Origin of the sequence: Shewanella sp. Sh95 (assembly GCF_001308045.1) — a bacterium.
In the GTDB taxonomy this organism is placed as follows: Bacteria; Pseudomonadota; Gammaproteobacteria; order Enterobacterales; family Shewanellaceae; genus Shewanella; species Shewanella xiamenensis.
This window is the reverse complement of record NZ_LGYY01000026.1, coordinates 1-17,501: the sequence shown is the minus strand read 5'-3', so window position 1 is coordinate 17,501 and position 17,501 is coordinate 1. Positions and strand designations below refer to the sequence as shown.

General features: G+C 46.0%; 14 protein-coding genes and 1 pseudogene. 8 read left to right on the top strand and 7 right to left on the bottom strand.

The features are described from left to right. Positions 1-100: 100 nt before the first annotated feature. Positions 101-808, top strand: a complete 708-nt coding sequence (locus AEA42_RS02105; RefSeq protein WP_156312289.1) for a DUF2461 domain-containing protein — start codon at positions 101-103, stop codon at positions 806-808. 97 nt (positions 809-905) lie between these two features. Here AEA42_RS02105 and AEA42_RS02100 read toward each other — a convergent pair whose 3' ends face one another. Further along, entirely contained in the window at positions 906-1,517 is a 612-nt protein-coding gene (locus AEA42_RS02100) for a TetR/AcrR family transcriptional regulator (protein WP_055646821.1), read from the bottom strand. A 155-nt stretch (positions 1,518-1,672) separates the two neighbouring features. Here AEA42_RS02100 and AEA42_RS02095 point away from each other — a divergent pair, with 155 nt between their 5' ends. The 5 genes from AEA42_RS02095 (at position 1,673) to AEA42_RS02075 (ending at position 8,675) form a co-directional block, all read left to right on the top strand. After that, a complete protein-coding gene (locus AEA42_RS02095) occupies positions 1,673-2,299 on the top strand; it encodes a glutathione S-transferase (RefSeq protein WP_055646820.1) in 627 nt (208 codons plus the stop codon). A gap of 60 nt (positions 2,300-2,359) precedes the next feature. Next, positions 2,360-3,028, top strand: coding sequence for a glutathione binding-like protein (locus AEA42_RS02090; protein ID WP_055646819.1), 669 nt, complete (start codon positions 2,360-2,362; stop codon positions 3,026-3,028). A gap of 180 nt (positions 3,029-3,208) precedes the next feature. Further along, positions 3,209-4,582, top strand: a complete 1,374-nt coding sequence (locus tag AEA42_RS02085) for an RsmB/NOP family class I SAM-dependent RNA methyltransferase (protein WP_055646818.1) — start codon at positions 3,209-3,211, stop codon at positions 4,580-4,582. 569 nt (positions 4,583-5,151) lie between these two features. Next, positions 5,152-5,310, top strand: a complete 159-nt coding sequence (locus AEA42_RS02080) for a small highly charged protein (RefSeq protein WP_037416614.1) — start codon at positions 5,152-5,154, stop codon at positions 5,308-5,310. A 239-nt stretch (positions 5,311-5,549) separates the two neighbouring features. Next, positions 5,550-8,675: an NAD(P)-binding protein gene (locus tag AEA42_RS02075; RefSeq protein ID WP_055646817.1), complete on the top strand. Its 3,126-nt coding sequence runs from the start codon at positions 5,550-5,552 to the stop codon at positions 8,673-8,675. A 58-nt stretch (positions 8,676-8,733) separates the two neighbouring features. Here AEA42_RS02075 and AEA42_RS02070 read toward each other — a convergent pair whose 3' ends face one another. After that, positions 8,734-10,401, bottom strand: a complete 1,668-nt coding sequence (locus tag AEA42_RS02070) for a diguanylate cyclase (RefSeq protein WP_055646816.1) — start codon at positions 10,399-10,401, stop codon at positions 8,734-8,736. Between the two features lie 197 nt (positions 10,402-10,598). Here AEA42_RS02070 and AEA42_RS02065 point away from each other — a divergent pair, with 197 nt between their 5' ends. Next, positions 10,599-11,450: a DMT family transporter gene (locus tag AEA42_RS02065; RefSeq protein ID WP_055646815.1), complete on the top strand. Its 852-nt coding sequence runs from the start codon at positions 10,599-10,601 to the stop codon at positions 11,448-11,450. A gap of 57 nt (positions 11,451-11,507) precedes the next feature. On the opposite strand, the gene AEA42_RS02060 is transcribed toward AEA42_RS02065, so the two are convergent. From AEA42_RS02060 to AEA42_RS02050, 3 genes are all read right to left on the bottom strand, one after another. Then, a complete protein-coding gene (locus AEA42_RS02060; RefSeq protein WP_037416607.1) occupies positions 11,508-12,047 on the bottom strand; it encodes a YfaZ family protein in 540 nt (179 codons plus the stop codon). 162 nt (positions 12,048-12,209) lie between these two features. Beyond that, positions 12,210-12,719 carry a GNAT family N-acetyltransferase gene (locus AEA42_RS02055; protein WP_037416604.1) on the bottom strand — a complete coding sequence of 170 codons (510 nt, stop codon included), beginning with the start codon at positions 12,717-12,719 and terminating at the stop codon, positions 12,210-12,212. A gap of 28 nt (positions 12,720-12,747) precedes the next feature. Beyond that, positions 12,748-14,118, bottom strand: coding sequence for a magnesium transporter (locus tag AEA42_RS02050; protein WP_037416602.1), 1,371 nt, complete (start codon positions 14,116-14,118; stop codon positions 12,748-12,750). Between the two features lie 147 nt (positions 14,119-14,265). Here AEA42_RS02050 and AEA42_RS02045 point away from each other — a divergent pair, with 147 nt between their 5' ends. Continuing rightward, entirely contained in the window at positions 14,266-14,751 is a 486-nt protein-coding gene (locus AEA42_RS02045) for a glutathione peroxidase (RefSeq protein WP_037425797.1), read from the top strand. Positions 14,752-15,348: 597 nt separating this feature from the next. Here AEA42_RS02045 and AEA42_RS02040 read toward each other — a convergent pair. Then, entirely contained in the window at positions 15,349-17,166 is a 1,818-nt protein-coding gene (locus AEA42_RS02040) for a M1 family metallopeptidase (RefSeq protein ID WP_055646814.1), read from the bottom strand. A 63-nt stretch (positions 17,167-17,229) separates the two neighbouring features. Continuing rightward, positions 17,230-17,501: pseudogene (locus AEA42_RS02035) on the bottom strand (IS5/IS1182 family transposase); the annotation flags it as partial.

Below are 17,501 nucleotides of genomic sequence, written 5' to 3'. Positions count from 1 at the left end.
AAGAATTTGCAATATCCACACACATTTGTTCAACTCGCACTAACCTGTTTTGACTAACAGTCGGAATCTCAGTCTCAAGCACCTCAAAGGTTTTATGGATATGACTAAGCTCACCGCACAACCTCAAACCGAGTTGGCATTTACCGCTGCCAGCTTAGATTTTCTCAAACGGCTTTCGCTCAATAATTCCCGCGACTGGTTTAAAGCTCATCAGGATGAATATGAAGATAACGTCAGAACGCCCGCTCTGCGTTTTATTGAACAAATTCAGCCTCATATAATTGCGATTTCGCCAAGACTGACCGCGGTTGCCAAAAAAGTCGGTGGCAGCTTAATGCGCCCACAGCGCGATAGTCGCTTTAGCAACGATAAGACACCCTACAAAACCAATGTGGGGATCCAGTTTCGACATTTTCAGGGCAAAGATGTGCATGCGCCGGGGCTGTATTTACACATTGCCGAAGACGGTTGTTTTATTGCCGCCGGTATTTGGCATCCCGAATCCAAGGTGCTGAATGCGATTCGGACTTGTATCGATGAAAACCCCAACGGCTATAAAAAGGCGCTGCAAACCTTAATAGACCATGGATTTATGATGGATGGTGATAGTTTGACTCGCCCACCAAAGGGATTCGATAAACATCACCCAATGCTGGACGAGCTCAAACGTAAGGACTTTATTGCACTAAAACCAATCCCCTTTGAGCGACTCTGCCAAGCCGATGCCGCCCGCTACTGCGCCGAACAATTCGCCCACTGTAGCCAATTGATGGCTTACTTGTGCTTTGCCCTCGAGTTGGACTTTTAAGCTTTTACATTAGTTTTGCATTAGTTTTTACATCGGTTTTGCAGTTAACGAGACCAAGCATTGACTTGGTCTCATACTTATCGGTTTAATCTACGCCCTATTTCACATCGACGGGCTTAAGTGGCGTCAACGCGAGACTCTTAAGGTATTCGCTTAAGACCTCAAATGCGTTATCCAACAGGGCGTATTCCTTCGCCTTACCTAACACTCTAATCCCTTGTAATTGAAGTACTAAAAATGCAGCGAGTGACTCAGGCTGAACCGATTGAGACAACTCCCCCTGTCGCTGACTGTAGCGTAAAACATCGGTAAAGTTAGTCTGTAACTGGGCAAATAAACGCTGGCACTCCTGCTGCACGCAGTCATCGTCGAGGCATTTTTCCATCACCGCATTCTGCATAAAGCAGCCGTACTCTTGCTCGCGCTGCAAGGCCACAAATCGCGCTAAATAGGTCAAGATCTCATTTAATCCCGCCTGTGCATGCAGGATTTTCTCCTTCGCCCCAAAGGAATAATGGTCGAGATAAAAACATAAACATTCACGATATAAACTCTGTTTATCACCAAAACTGTTATACAAGCTGAAGCGATTAATCCCTAAGTGTTCGACCAGATCGGCAATCGATGTCTCGGCAAATCCCTTCTGCCAAAATAGCTCCATCGCCTGAATGAGCTTTTCTTGCCTATCAAAATTACAACTGCGTGCCATGGTTCAAACCTACATTGATGCCTGTATTAAACGGAGTGCCATATGGCAAAAACATTCTTGACTGATCGTTTAGATATGGCGTAAATTTTATCCTAACCGATCGTTCCGTTAAAGCTCTATTTAGCCAAACTTAAAGATTAACAGAAGGAAAGAGCATGAAGCTTTATGAATTAGCCCCTACGCCAAGCGCAAGACGCGTGAGTATTTTCCTCGCCGAAAAAGGCATCGATATCCCACGTGTGAATGTTGATATTCGCGGCGGTGAAAATCTCAGCCCTGAATTTAAAGCCAAAAGCTTAAACGGACGCATTCCACTGCTCGAACTCGATGATGGTAGCTACCTATGTGAATCCGTGGCTATTTGCCGCTATTTAGAAGAAATCCATCCCAGTGAAACGTCACTATTTGGTAACAGCCCGCTAGAGCGTGCCAAAGTAGAAATGTGGCAACGTATCATTGAATTACAAGGTCTGATGGTCGGCTTTCAAGCCTTTAGAAACCTAACGGGTATCTATAAAGATAGAGAAAATTGTGTCGAAGCCTGGGGCGCAGAATCACGCCAACGGGTCATTGACTTCCTGCCGACCTTAGACCAACAATTAGCCAAATCAAGCTATGTTGCGGGCGATAACTTTACGATTGCCGACATTTCTGCATACGTTTTTATTAGCTTTATTAAAAACTTAGATATTCTGGTGGATGACACCCTGCCCCATATTCAGGCATGGTTTGCGACAGTGGCCCAGCGCCCCGCGATAGTGTCGCTTACCCCAAAAAACTAGCAGCGATGCCCGTTGGGCACCCAAGTTAAGCATTAACCAGTTAAGACTTAAGGGATGACTATGATTGATTTATATACCGCCGCGACCCCGAACGGCTTTAAAATTTCCATCGCGCTTGAAGAAATGGGTCTCGACTATCGAGTGCATAAATTAGATTTCAATACCAACGAACAGAAGCAGCCTGAGTTTCTGGCCATTAACCCTAATGGCCGTATTCCAGCCATTATCGACCGAGATAACGAGGACTTTGTGGTGTTCGAGTCCGGCGCAATTCTTCTGTATCTGGCGGAAAAAACGGGTAAGTTCTTACCAGCCGATCCTAAAAAGCGCTCACAGGTCATTCAATGGCTCATGTTCCAAATGAGCGGTGTCGGCCCAATGATGGGTCAAGCTAACGTGTTTTACCGTTACTTCCCCGAGAAAATCCCTGCGGCTATTGAACGTTACCAAAAAGAAGGCAGACGTTTGTTTGAGGTGATGAATACCCAATTAGCCAAGCATCAGTATCTGGCCGGTGATGAGTACACCATTGCGGATATCGCGACTTGGCCTTGGGTGCGCATCTATGAATGGAGCGGTATCAATATGGAAGGACTCACTCACTTACAACGTTGGCTAGACGAGTTAGCCCTAAGACCCGCTTGCCAAAAAGGCATAGTGACACCTCCGCCCTCAGTATTGAGTGATGAAGAGCGTGCTAAACAAATCCAGAAGATGGTGACTAAGTAAGTCATCCTTTCCTCACGCGCGCATTCGTTTTTCCCATCAAGCCCCAACTCAGCATTGGGGCTTTTTTACTGCTAGTGATACGTAAAACTGCTACACTCTGCGCCACTTATTGATTTGCTTGGCCATATTCATCCCACCGGATGGATGTCACTTGGCCGAGCCACTTTTCAGGCTAACTTTATGGGCAATCCAAACGGCTTATCATCAGCAACCATGGCATCTACAGTGAATATCGAACCGCAAACCCTCGCGCAAAAACGCGGATTAAGTTATGCCAATACCATTAAGTTATTGTTCGATGAGATTTTAAATACCAAGCAACCCGCCGACCGAGTGCTCGCGAACTACTTTAGGGAACATAAAAAGCACGGCTCCAAGGATCGCAAGGTCATCCGCGAATCCTTATTTAGCCTGTTCCGTTGGTGGGGCTGGTTTAAAGCCACGGCCGATCATCAGCAGGCGGATCACTTTTTTGCAATGCTGAGCGCGAGCGCCTTAATCGAAGCCCATCCATGGCAAGATATCGCCCAAGCCTGGCATGAGCTCGCCCAATCGCCAGCTGATTATCAACAGCTTCAATCCCTTAGCGTTAATAGCTTAACGGATAAATTGGCACTGGTACGGCGCCAATTTCCCGAAGTGTCCTTCGAACTCGCGGATTTATTGCCTGAATGGTTTTGGCAGGTCTGCCCAATTGCCCCAGAGCTGCGCCCAAATCTCATCGAAGCCATGTCTAGCCGGCCACCAATTTGGGGACGTGCACAGGGAATCAACAGCCAAACAGCTGTTAAGCAACTACAAGCGCTAGAGATTGATGCGAGTCTCAGCCCCTATTTTGCAGATGCCATAAACCTTGGCACTAAGAGCATGAATCTCAATGAAATATCACTCTATAAAGAGGGCAAAATTGAGATCCAGGATTTAGCCTCGCAAGTGATAGGTCAAATTTGTGCACCAGAGCCTTGGCAACACTGGTGGGATGCCTGCAGCGGCGCAGGCGGAAAAACCCTGCAATTGCGCGCTCTGATGCAAACGGCCAAGACTAAGCACAATCCATTTTTGGGCAGCATAGTCTCGTCGGATATTCGCGCCCACGCCTTAGAAGAACTCAACAAACGCGCCCAACGGGCAAAGTTTGACGGCATCAGCATTGCTCGCTGGCGCAGTGATGCACTGCCGGTCGACGCCAACCATTTTGACGGGGTATTAGTCGACGCACCCTGTAGCTGCACGGGCACGTGGCGCCGTAACCCAGATATGCGCTGGCTCGACAGCCTCGATGCCGTCACAGATAAAGCAGCACTGCAACTGGATATATTAAGCCGCAGCAGTAAGGCGGTAAAACGGGGCGGAAGCTTAGTCTACGCCACTTGCTCACTGTCACCGGTTGAAAATGAGCAAGTAGTTTCCGCCTTTTTACAACAACATCCCGAGTTCAACCTAGTGCCGATCCGCCACCCCTTTACCAGCGAACAAACCGAAATGTTGACCGTGTGGCCCTTCGAAGCCAACACAGATGGAATGTTTGTGGCGCGTATGCAGCGCAATCTCTAGGGCGTGTTGACGTTTCAGGGTTGTTTTTGCAGCAATTTGGCTGGATTTTATGCAAGGCAAAGTCCGTGCAGTGTAGTTATTCTACATAAACGGACGATAACGCCGCAGAAAAGTCAGACAAATGCTGCCCGAAGGGTTCGTCTGGCAACCCCTTGCTCTTACTTTCTGTCATAAGAGCCGCTCGTCATTTGAGTAGAATGACTACACATCATTCCTCGTTTCGCGAGCACGTGCTTGCCAGAACGAACAAAATCTAATCTCGAAACGTCAACACGCCCTAGCACTAACTCCTTATTTTTTATAAGAACTTGGCACTCTTTCTCTGAGTGCCTTTTTACATTTTTCCTAATAAGGTTTGTCGCTTACAAAGTTTATTCATAGAACAATCATTAAGATAAGTCATAAATACCCTAATAAAATGCCTAAAAGCCATGCTTGTATCACTCGCTCCCGTTCTTGGACAAAACTTTTCACCATCAGTGATTAAATATTTCGCTTTAGCTTAATCTCACCTTTGGGTAAAAAGATCGGGTGCTGAAAATGGCACAGATATTTTTGGAATTTTGACCATGTCACACTCCTATGAATTTGACGACGATGATGCGCCATGGGGCGAAAACGTCAAAGGTAAGCAAAAAAACAAACGCGTAAAACAACGTCGCAGGGATACTAAGCGCCGTTATTCTGATGATGCAGAGGTGGATTTCTATCAGCATAAATCGAAGTAACTGAACTACGACCCGTTTGCCTTAGCAAATTCGAGCTTTATAAGCAGTCAAATCCCAGCAAGTTGGAGTTAATCCAACTTGCTAGTTAATCTAAGTTTTTCCCTCTATTCATCTTTTAATTCAATTGTAAAATCAATAGGCTAATTGGCCTATTTACCCTATGCTCTTTAGGGTTTACTCATGCTTTTTTGTCGACAAAAACTACCTTACACATCTTTACGGGTTTAAAGGATGATCCCATGGAAAAACAACGCCCCGATTTTATCTATCCCCCAGGCAGTATGTTAATGCACTCCCCCTTAGTATTGAATAAAGCCGATATGTACGGTTTTTTTCTTAAGGGAAAACTCGCCAACTTACAGCGTTCTATCGATAAAACCCTTAATCAAGTGGCCGGAAGCGCCATGTACTTTAAAGTGCTGTCACCCTTTGTACTGACAACTTTTACCCAAATCGAGAAAGCCTATTCAGAAGACCCAACCGACAGGGCCAAGGGTTGGATCCAAGAAACCGACATCATCACTTGGGTCATGGTCGGTCGCCAAGACAATAGCAACAGTGCATCGATCAGCCATGTGTATTTTCAGCCACTGCATATTTGGGTAAATGATGCGATGGCCCTGATCAATGGCCGTGAGTTGTTCGGTTATCCCAAGTATTTGTGTGAATACACTATGCCCGCGGTCGGAGAGCCATTAACCCGCCTCTTCCTGGCAACAAAGAGCTTCTTACACTTTAGCCCTGACACCGAACTTGCCATGCACCCGCTGATTGAGGTGAATTGCAATGCCAAGCCCGAGGCGCAGCTCACCACGCTAGAAGCCATAGCCCAAACCTGGCAACTCTTTAAAGAGCAAACGGATTTTATTCCAGAGCTGGATAAGCTAGGTGAGGAGCAACTGTTTCATTTGCTGTTTAAGCCCGCTATCGACCAAGTGTTTTTAAAGCAGTTTCCGGACGCTTCAGGCCAAAAAGCGGTTTATCAGGCGATTACTGCATCGCCCGCTAAGGTCAACAAAGTGCACAGTGTTGCCCTGTTAGAAAATGACTTTGTCGCCACCATTTTTGATAACGCCAGCTTCCCACTCAAAGAAACCCTAGGCGTCGAGGTTGGCGAGCAGCATGTATTACTGCCCTACCATGTGAACTTTGACTTTGAAGTGCCACCTGGCGAAGTGCTGGTCGATAACTCTGAAATCAAAAAACAAAAAATTGCCATTCTCGGCGGAGGCGTAGCGGCTATGACCGCCGCCTGTTATCTCACAGAGAGGCCCGGCTGGCAGAATCAATATGAGATTGATGTCTATCAATTAGGCTGGCGAATCGGTGGCAAGGGCGCAAGTGGCCGCAATGCCGCGATGGGGCAACGGATTGAAGAGCATGGCCTCCATATCTGGTTTGGTTTTTATCAAAATGCCTGCGCCTTGATGCGTAAAGCCTATGAAGAATTAAACCGCCCGCCAGAAGCACCGCTGGCCACCTTCTTCGATGCCTTTAAACCCCATAACTTTATTGTGCTACAGGAGGAAATTAATGGTCGCTCCGTTAGCTGGCCAATCACCTTTCCAACACTCCCAGGGATCCCAGGAGATGGCACCGAAACCTTAACCTTCTGGAAGGTAGTTAAGGCCGCCTTTGCTTGGATAAAAGAATGGCTAAAGGACATGGACTCCCTACTGGAAGCCGATGAAAAAGCCATGGCGACGCCGAAAAACTGGCTCGATACCAGCTGGTTTGAACGGCTTAAGGATAAGTTAGAGGATTCGGTAGAAGATGCGATGGAATCCCTCGACGCCCTGAGTGACAAGCTAGAATGCCATTTTAATCAAATGATTGGCCGCGAATGCGATGAGCATGTCCACAGCGAGAGTGACGATGGTTTGGTCGAATCCGCCGTCGATGCCCTGCACCAAAGGTTGGTTAAGCGCTTTAGCGACCATTTAGACACTAACGATGAGTTACGCCATTTGTATATTGCCGTCGACTTAGGTTTAACCATCTTAAAAGGGATGTTTGTCGACGATGTGTTTGAAAAGGGTTTTGATGCCATCAACGATAATGATTACCGCGAATGGTTAATCAAACACGGCGCCAGCCAAAAATACACGGTCGACAGCGCCCCAGTACGCGGTTTTTATGATCTGGTATTTGCCTACGAAAAAGACAACTTTGACAAACCGAATGTCGAAGCGGGCACCATTATTCGCTCCATGCTGCGTATCGCCCTGTGTTATCAAGGCGGGATTATGTGGAAAATGCAAGCCGGCATGGGAGATGTGGTCTTTACCCCCTACTATGAAGTGCTGAAACGGCGCGGGGTTAATTTCCACTTTTTCAATCGAGTCGATAATTTAGAATGTCGCAATAACAGCATTCAAGCGATTGAAATTACAGAGCAAGTCGCTTTGGCACCATCGGTTAAAGACTACAATCCACTCGTTGATGTGAAAGGCTTAGCCTGCTGGCCCAGCACGCCCAATTACGCTCAGCTCGAGCCTGAGCAAGCCGCATTGCTAAAAGCCCATGATATTAATCTTGAACACTTCTGGAGCGATTGGGACAACCTGTACGAGGCGCAATTTGGCCAAGCACTACCGAAAAAACGTCTACAAAAAGGCGTGGACTTCGACAAAGTGATTTTTGGTCTGTCTCTTGGTTCGGTCCCCCATGTCGCTAGCGAAGTCATGGCGCAGAGTCCGGCGCTCAAAACCTGTGTAGATAAAGTACAGACCGTCGCGACCCAAGCCTATCAACTTTGGATGAATCAAGATCTTAATGGTATTGGTTGGCCCAATTATTCTGAGAATGGCGAGCAGCCTGTCTTATCAGGCTTTACCGAGCCCTTCGATACATGGGCATCAATGGATCAATTGCTCGATAAAGAAGACTGGCGCGGCCTTGAGCCCAAAAATGCCAGTTATTTCTGCTCGGCGTTGCCCGTAGATGCCTATCCACCACGTACGGATATCGGTTTCCAACAGCGCAAAACCGCCGAAGCCAAGGCTGGCGCCATCAATCAGCTCAATATGGAAATTCATAAGCTGTGGCAACATGTTGGCGATAGTTTCCCCTGGGAATGGTTACATGATGAACAAAACCGCCAAGGCGAAGCGCGATTCGATAGCCAATATTGGCGCGCCAATGTGGATCCTTCGGAACGTTATGTGTTGTCGGTTAAAGGCAGCTCACAATATCGGATCAACACCGATGGCACAGGTATCGACAATCTGTATATGACGGGTGACTGGATTAAAACCGGCCTCAATGCCGGTTGTGTCGAGGCCGCCACCATGGCGGGGATGCATACCGCTAAAGCCATCTGCGGTCATCCGGCCATTATCAAAGGCGAAAAAGACTTCGCCTAAATGCCAAAGGGCTGCATTGTGCAGCCCTTTCTATTTGTTTTATAAGTTGTTCTCAAGCTTAAAAGGAAGCGATCTCACCCACGCGGCTATCGGCATATTCCTGACGCCGTTTTTCCATCCTAGACTGATACAAACTACTATCTGCACAGCGCAGCCACTCATGGGGTTCGGCTACGTCGGTATTCATCGCGATGCCAAAACTAAAATGACAATCCTTTAAGCCTTCAGCGGCAACTTGCGCAGTTAATTCTCGCAAACTATTCACTAAATTTGTCACGCTACTCGCAGGCAGAATAACGACAAACTCATCGCCACTAATACGGTAGATTTTGAGTTGAGCAATATTGGTCGCTTGCAAAAACTGCACAAGTCTTTGTAGTAAACGATCCCCTTCTTGATGTCCCAAGGTATCATTTACCATCTTGAGATTGTCGACATTCAGCAGCACCAACGCCATAGGGTTAACCACCTTATTGGAAAAGGCCAATTGAGAATTCATAAACTCATCAAAGGCATAACGGTTACCGACTCGCGTTAAGCCATCAAGCCTTGCTTTTTCCCAAGCGATCCCTAACTCTTCGATATGCGCCTTACGTTCTTCAGAAAGGAGTTTAAGTTTATTAGCCAAGGCAAGGGATAACAGTAAGGCATCTACAGTGCCGCCGAGCAAAGTAGCAAATTCAGCATGCTCAATAAAATCAGGAGTAATCCCCATATTGCCCGGTAAAATAATCACCGCAGGCAACAGCAAGCAACTAAAGGCCATAATAAAGTAACGCGCAGGAGCAAAGCCTTTCATCAAGCATACATTGCCGCAGGTAATCGCCAACGCAATCCACAACATAATGAGTACAGAGGCAATAATCGCGGTATAGGGCAATAACCAAATACTAGTTGGCAAGGCTAAAATACACGCAACTAATAAGTACTGGCTCAGTCGCCACAATCGGGGCGAATAGCTAGGCAACTGTAAAAAGTGCTTGTAGAACATAATATTAAATATCGGCAAACTGATAAAAAACAGATGATGTAGTTCTAATTGATGATAGTTAAACAAGTGAGCGGGTAAATGGAATGTTAATGCCCAACCTCCAAAATAGGCCAATACATAAAGGCCATAATATAAGAAGGCTTTATCAAAAATAGAGATATAAATCAGTATATTATATAAAGCGATAAACAGTAATCCCCCTAAACAAATCAGTATCGCCATGGCCACACGGTCGTTGGTTAACTGATGCACCTCTTCTGACGTTAAAGCCAGCTCCGGGGCGGAGGAATAATAGCGGCTACTCAGTCGAGTCACCAACCAATAATCAGTCCCAATATTCAGTTGAACCTTGCGACCGTAATCGAATAAAAACTCATAGGGTGCATAGTAACCACTGTGGGCCGTTTGCACTGAGCCATCACTACCAAGTAACCAATAATCGACCGATTCAACAATAGAATTACTGGCATCGACTACCCAACGAGTTTGACGGCTATTAACCATCACAGGAGACACCATCCAATAGTCGCCACCAGCCAGACTCACAGAGCTAGCTTCTTTGAGTCGGCTCATCCATTGAGTTACCTCATTAAAATCGGCAGGCGGGAGCTGCTTATCTTCTGCATGGAATAAATAAGGGGAGTCCAACGCAATTTCAGCGCTAAGGGCAAATGGACTAAATGTCCAAAACAGCAACAAAAAGCACCAGAAATTATGCACGTTAGTTTTGCTCATTGGTATCTTGGTTTATATACCCGCGTTTAGTTCCACGCAGAAAATCAATTTAGAATGTTAACTTTATGACTACATTTTATTTTTTACAATTGATTAGACTAAATTAGTCGGCAATGGGATGCCTTATGATGATATTTTAGTCGTTAACTCATAGAACCACACTTTAGCCTCAATATCAGTCGTTAACATGGATACCTATGGCACCTTTATTGATGATTTTAGCGGCACAATTGTTGATAGCCAGCGGTAACCTATTGGTTAAGTTGCTTGAAACTAATACGCCAGTGTTTCAACTTGTACTTTACCGGCAATTATTTGCCACACTTTTGGTACTGCCCTTTGTCTGGCGTTTACAGGGCAATCTCAAGTTAAGTCCCTTTTACAAAGTGCACTTAAGCCGAGCGCTATTAATTGGTTTAGGCAATGCTATCTTTATGCTAGCTGTATTGCATCTGCCACTCGCAACAGTCACCGCAGTCATTTATACCTCGCCATTATTACTGCTGTTATTGTCCGCGTTCTTTTTACATGAGCGCATAGGCTATCGCCGAACAGTAGCAGGCATCATTGGTTTTACGGGCATATTACTGATAAGCCAACCAACTGAATTTAATCTCTACATTGGCTTAGCCTTTTTTGGGGCTATGACTTCTGCAACAAACAGCTTGATTTTGAAGGCATACTCAACCCACGAGCATCCCTTTTCAACACTCTTTTGGTCTAATGCCTTTGCGATGGTTTTTCTGATACCGGCAACTTGGTACGAGGGCGCAGATTTTAATCTCCCCGTCGCTCAAGTCGGCTTAACCTTAGGCGTGTTTTATATCGGCATGACCTACCTGATTATCCATGCCTATCGACGAGCAGATGCGAGCCAAATGGCACCAGTGGAATACACAGGCCTTATTTTTGCCGCATTGTTAGGTTGGTGGTTTTTGGATGAGCACTTAAGCATTGTGGTGTGTATTGGCATTGGACTAGTGCTCTTCTCCTCCATCCTACCAAGTTACAGCGAGCTCAAAGCTAAATGGAAAAGCCGGCAAAGGTAACCTTGGCCGGCTTTAAATTCGAGGCGACACATTTAGGTCGCCAATTTACTGGTTCGATTAGAAGCGGAATTTACCGCCGATGTACGCACCATCTTCAAAGGTAAAATCACGGGCATTATCGTATTCAAAGGCAATTTTACGATAACCAACGTACAGCGCCATATTCGGGTTGATGTTGTATTGCACTTTAGAATCCAATTCATACTGACCATCGACATTACCGAAAGACAATACCGATGGCGCGTAGTAAGCGGCAGCATGTATAGAAATATTTGGCCCTAAGGCTAACGCATAACGACCACCGACAGACACAGTACTGCCATTTGGCGCATCGTCTGCCCATAACTGGCTTAACTTAGCGCCCACTTCAAAATGATGCACTCCCGCATCGTGGGTCATGTGCATTGCACCTTGAGCAATATGACCGCTATCGTCCGAATAAATATATCCTAATACTGCATTAGTATCTTTATTCACTTGCAGCTCTAACTCAGTAGAAACCACATCGTTGTTTAAGCCAAGATTAAATTCTGACGCATTCACTTGCAGCGCGGCTGCACTCAATAATAAGACACTTGCTACTCTGAATTTAGCCATAAAAACACCTCAATAATGACTGTGGGTAATAGCGCGGATCATACCGAATAAAAAAAGAAAATCTGCATATTTAGGATTTTGGTGCCGATATTTTTGAATTTAAAACCAAATAAAAACCAGCCATAAACACCAGCAAAACCTAAATAAAACATTTTTTACACATTAAGGTGCTGGTATACGATTTCCCACTAAGGTTTGCATCGTTCCTTCAATATCAATCTCATCACATAAGGTTAAGTAATACCAACCCACGGTATTCCCCGTTCCTCTAATGCTTAAATAGTTACGCCAAAAGTGAAATCCGGCCTTGAGTAAATTCACTCTGCTGGCGTTGTTTTCATCTCGAATAGTGGCAAATAACAGGGCGATTCCCTGTGCTTTAGCCACTTCAATCCGCATAAGGGTAAGCCCTTGGGCGATGCCTCGGCGGCGATATAAAGGCGAGACTACCAGATAACCGAGTTCCCCCACAGGGCCAGAACCGGCCTTAATCGCTGCGCAGCCGACTATCTCGCCTTCGAGAGTCTTCGCCAATATCACGGCGCGGGACAGAGCAAAAGCCTGATGGTCGAGGGGATGCGCGTTGTCATCGCGCAGGTCAATTAATGACGCCGCAGCCGCTAATTCGGCCGCGTTTTGACAAAGAACAAATTGAATATCGTTTTGATTCATACAAATGAGTTAAACAACCTAAATCCACTTAAAGATAAAGTATCGTCGCCATACCGAGGAAAGTGAAAAAGCCCACCACATCGGTCACAGTGGTTAAAATCACCGAGCCAGAGAGCGCCGCATCTTGGTTAAATCGCTGCAAGACCATAGGCACAATCACCCCAGCTAAAGCCGCGACCGCCATATTGATTAAAATCGCACAACCTATCACTATGCCTATGGTGCTGTCGGCAAACCACCAGCCCGATACCAGTCCAATAACAATCGCCCACAGAGTACCATTGACTAAACCAATCCCTAACTCGTTCTTCATTAACGAGAATAAGTTACCCGCAGAGATCTGCCCCATCGCCATACCGCGGATCATCAAGGTGAGCGACTGACTCCCCGCAATCCCGCCCATGGACGCCACTATCGGCATAAGTACCGCAAGTGCAACCACTTGAGATAAGACGTTTTCAAACAATCCAATGGTTGCCGAGGCCAAAAATGCGGTGAGTAAGTTAATCCCTAACCACACGGCGCGGCGCTGCGCACCTTTGATGATTGGGGCGAATAAGTCGTCGGACTCATCCATACCCGCGGTCGCCATTAATTGCGCTTCGTAATGTTCACGCACTAAGGCAGTCGCGGCCCTCAGGGTGACACGGCCAATCAGCTCCCCAGCCTCATCGATCACGGGTAACTCAATTTCGCGGCTATGTTCTATCGCCTCGGCGGCATCGAGTAGCGTCGTATCCGCAGTTAATGCACGACTGTCTTCCGATAACAGTGAAATCAGCGGCTCAGAGGGATCATGCTTGAAAATATCATAACGTCTGACCGTACCTAGGTATTTATCCGCCTCATCGACGATAAATAAGTTGTCGTTACAGTCGAGTTCAATTCGCCTGAAAAACCGCTGCGCCTGAGCCACAGTCGCCTTATCGCTGAGCACTAACATTTGATGATCGGTATAACGACCAATTTCGTTTTCCGAATATTGGTCATACAACTCGAAACGCTGCCGCTGACGCTCGCCCATCTGCGCCAAGGCGCGGTCGGTAAAACTTTCGGGGAGATAATCACTCCACTCAATCAAATCCTCAGGACTAAGCTGCGCGAATAGCAGATCCACCTCATTGTCGGGCATCTGCTTTAGGATACCCATACGCGGATCGGCACGCATTAAACTCAGCACTGTTACACGGTCACTAAACTCAACCTGTTGCCAACGCTCGTAACGCTCGTCTAAGGGTAAAGACTCCAGTGCTAATGCAATAGTACCAGGCTCTGCTTCATTTAAGATTTCACTGAACACTTCAGCCTGTTCTTCACCTTCAACTTCAGTGAGTTGCTGAACAACCTGCCCGACATCGGCCTGTGTGTTTGTTTCGTATTCGGCTTCATGTTCAGTCACATAAACGCCCTTCTGCTGAGATAAAAATTAGCGTAACTATATTGATATTGAAGAAGATTGGCAAACACACAGAATAAATTGCACACAAATTGACTGATAACAACTTAACTATTATTTATGCTAATCATCACACCTAAGGAGGTAATGATGACATCGACTATCTATAGCCACAGCGCAAACGACATTCAAGGCAATCCAACGGCACTGGCACAATATCAAGGCAAAGTAATTTTAATTGTAAATACCGCCAGTGAGTGCGGTTTTACACCACAGTACAAAGGCTTAGAGGCGCTTTATCAAAAATATAAAGCACAAGGATTTGTGGTTTTAGGCTTCCCATGCAATCAGTTTGGTGCCCAAGAAAAAGCCGATGAGAAAGGCATCCAAAGCTTTTGTGAACTCAACTTTGGCGTGAGTTTTCCCCTATTTTCAAAAATCGAGGTAAACGGTGAGCATACTCACCCTTTATATCAGTATCTTAAAAAAGCAGCGCCGGGCCTATTGGGCACAGAACGGATTAAGTGGAATTTCACTAAATTCTTAGTGAATCGTCAGGGAGAAGTGGTCGCTCGCTTTGCGCCAACCACAAAACCAGAAGACATTAGCGACAAAATAGAAACGCTTTTAAAGTAATCAGCGAGCTATCCCGTTGAAACTTTTCTATTAAATAAAAAGTTAAGTTATTTTTTATTTTCGATGGAACTTTAACCCTATAAGCCCCTCAAACATATTGAACAGCGAATGTCTTTTTCATGTTCATCATTCTCCCAGGGGCTTCTAGCGCGGCCCCCTTGACCTAGGAAGAGGTCACTAGGCAACCAATTGGTTGCCTTTTTTTATGTCTATGTTTTATTTGTAAAATAAATGTAGTCACCCACTGACTTCTATATTTAGCATGTCGGCATGGTCGAAAATAATTTCAAAAATTTTTAGCCGCAAACTGAACTTTATGAAAAGGCCTTAGTCTGACTATATGTAAGGATTAACAAATCCGCTTTAATGCACAATTGATTGCTAAATGAAAAGTTTAGCAAAGGATTAAATGGATAAAACTTGCCGTTTAATTCAATGGAACAGTTTCAAGTTATTGCATAGAGTCGAATTGGTTGGTCGTTCATCATCATCTCCCTTTTGGGAAGCAATCGAATACACGCTAGCGCACTGAATTCCTTTGTCTCCTAGCTTGATTTTCTTATGGCAACCTTTGGTTGCCATTTTTTTTATCTGTTTTTACGAGTTAAACATCCTATCTAACTGTACTTGAATGGATGGGTGATAACCTGCGCGTGCGCTTGCATAAATCTTTTGTAACTCAGCATGATAACCCGCAATCTTTAACTCAGCGTAAAGCGGACGGACAAACTTGCCGCGGCCAATACGCTGTAAATAAGCGCTTAAAGCGGGCAGCACAGGATCGTAATGATTGCGGATAGCGACCCTAAACCAATCGCAGGCAATTTCGGCATTGCTCGACTCGGTTAACTTAAAGGTATCGTCCAAATCCATTAATTTCACCTGAGACAAGACTTCAGGCAATTGAGTCAGAAAGTATTGCCAGTGATGGACACGCCAGCCTTGCACCTTAAGCTCTCTGGCCACTTTGCCCTTTAAAAAGTCCTCCAAGGCGCTATCGACCTTATCTAAACTTCGCGATGTGGGCCCCACATAACCTTGAGGTAGCCCTTCGCCATAAATCCATTCCAACAATTCGGCTTCGCTTATCTTATCGGAATAGGCTTCAACTAAAGCGACTTTGGCGTATTTGACAAACTCTTCAGTGGTGATTGCCTTAAAAGCAAAGTGCTGCACATAGGCAAACAGAAACTTATCGAATTCGGTGCGGCCAAGTCGATGCTCTAATTCATGGACGAAGATCGACGCCTTATCATAGGTAAAACGGTTAAAGGCCAGATTAGGATCGGCCTGTTGTACATTGGCGGGTAGCGTTTGCCTGTGGCGCGGTAAAACGGCCATTTCTTCTTTTAGTCGACCAAATTCAATAACCCATTCTAGCTCAGCCTGCTCCTTGCCATAGACTTCCTCGACAATTCGATTGGTGAAATAGGTCGTAAAGCCTTCATTTAACCAGAGATCACGCCATGTGGCGTTACTAACCAAATTGCCCGTCCACGAGTGTGCCAACTCATGGGCAACCGTTGACACAAGGCTCTTATCTCCCGCAATCAAGGTTGGAGTTAAAAAAGCTAAACGGGGATTTTCCATGCCACCAAACGGAAAGCTCGGCGGCAAGATGATCATGTCATAACGCCCCCAGGCATAGGGGCCTAATAGCGATTGCGCCACATCTAGCATATGTTCGGTATCGGCAAACTCAGTTGCTGCGGCGGCCAACATGCAAGGTTCTGTATACACGCCGCTGCGCGGGCCTATGGCTTGAAATGCCAAATCACCTACCGCTAATGCCAGCAAATGGGTTGGGATGGCTTTTTCCATCTCAAACGTAAATATCCCTTCAAGCGGTGTATCTGGATGGTTCATCGCACTCATCACGGCACGCATTCCCTTGGGCACTTGGACTTTCGCATCGAAGGTTATCCGCGCCTTTGGCGTATCCTGCAAGGGGATCCAACTGCGGGCATTAATGGGCTGAGATTGACTAAAGAGATAAGGTAACTGTTTGCCGGCCGTTTGCTCAGGCATAAGCCACTGCAACCCTTCAGCTTCTGGCGAGGTGCGATAGTGAATACAGACTCGCTCACACTTTTCAGCGGGTAGCTGGATCACCAATTTCTGCCCGAGGATTTCATTTGGCACTTCAAGCACAAACTCAAGGGGCTCTTGAGTATCAGTAGTGATCGATAAAATATGTAAATCACGGCTATCGAGCCATAACTCGCTAGTCTGTGGTTCAAAGTAGCGAAGTGACAGAACCGCTTCCCCGAGCAAAGTGCGAGTCGCAAAGTCGATTTTCAACGCGAGGGATAAGTGCGTGACCTGCACTTGGTCGCAATTGGCAAAGGAATGGTAATCCCGAGTTAAATCCCACGCTGCGGGAGCGATTGGCATTTGCTGGCTTTCTGATGACATCACTTAGCGGCTTTGTTTCCTAAATCGATTCAGCGAACAAAGCCCCTCATAATCGTCTAAATATCAAACTACACGGTAAGTTACAGGCATGCCTAGCCCTGTAAGCTTGTTCAAAGCCTTTATCATCGCGTAAGTTTCTCCCACCTGACCGTTATAATTTCGCAGGCTCAATCTACCACCAAGTAATTGCTTTACCCTGTACATGGCAGTTTCTGAGATTGACCGCCGATGATAACCATACCGTTTTTTCCACTGCTTATTTGAACCATAAAGCTGTTGCCAACTGACCGCTAAGTTACGCGGATGTCCGTGTTCCCAGAGTGCAGCACCGTCCC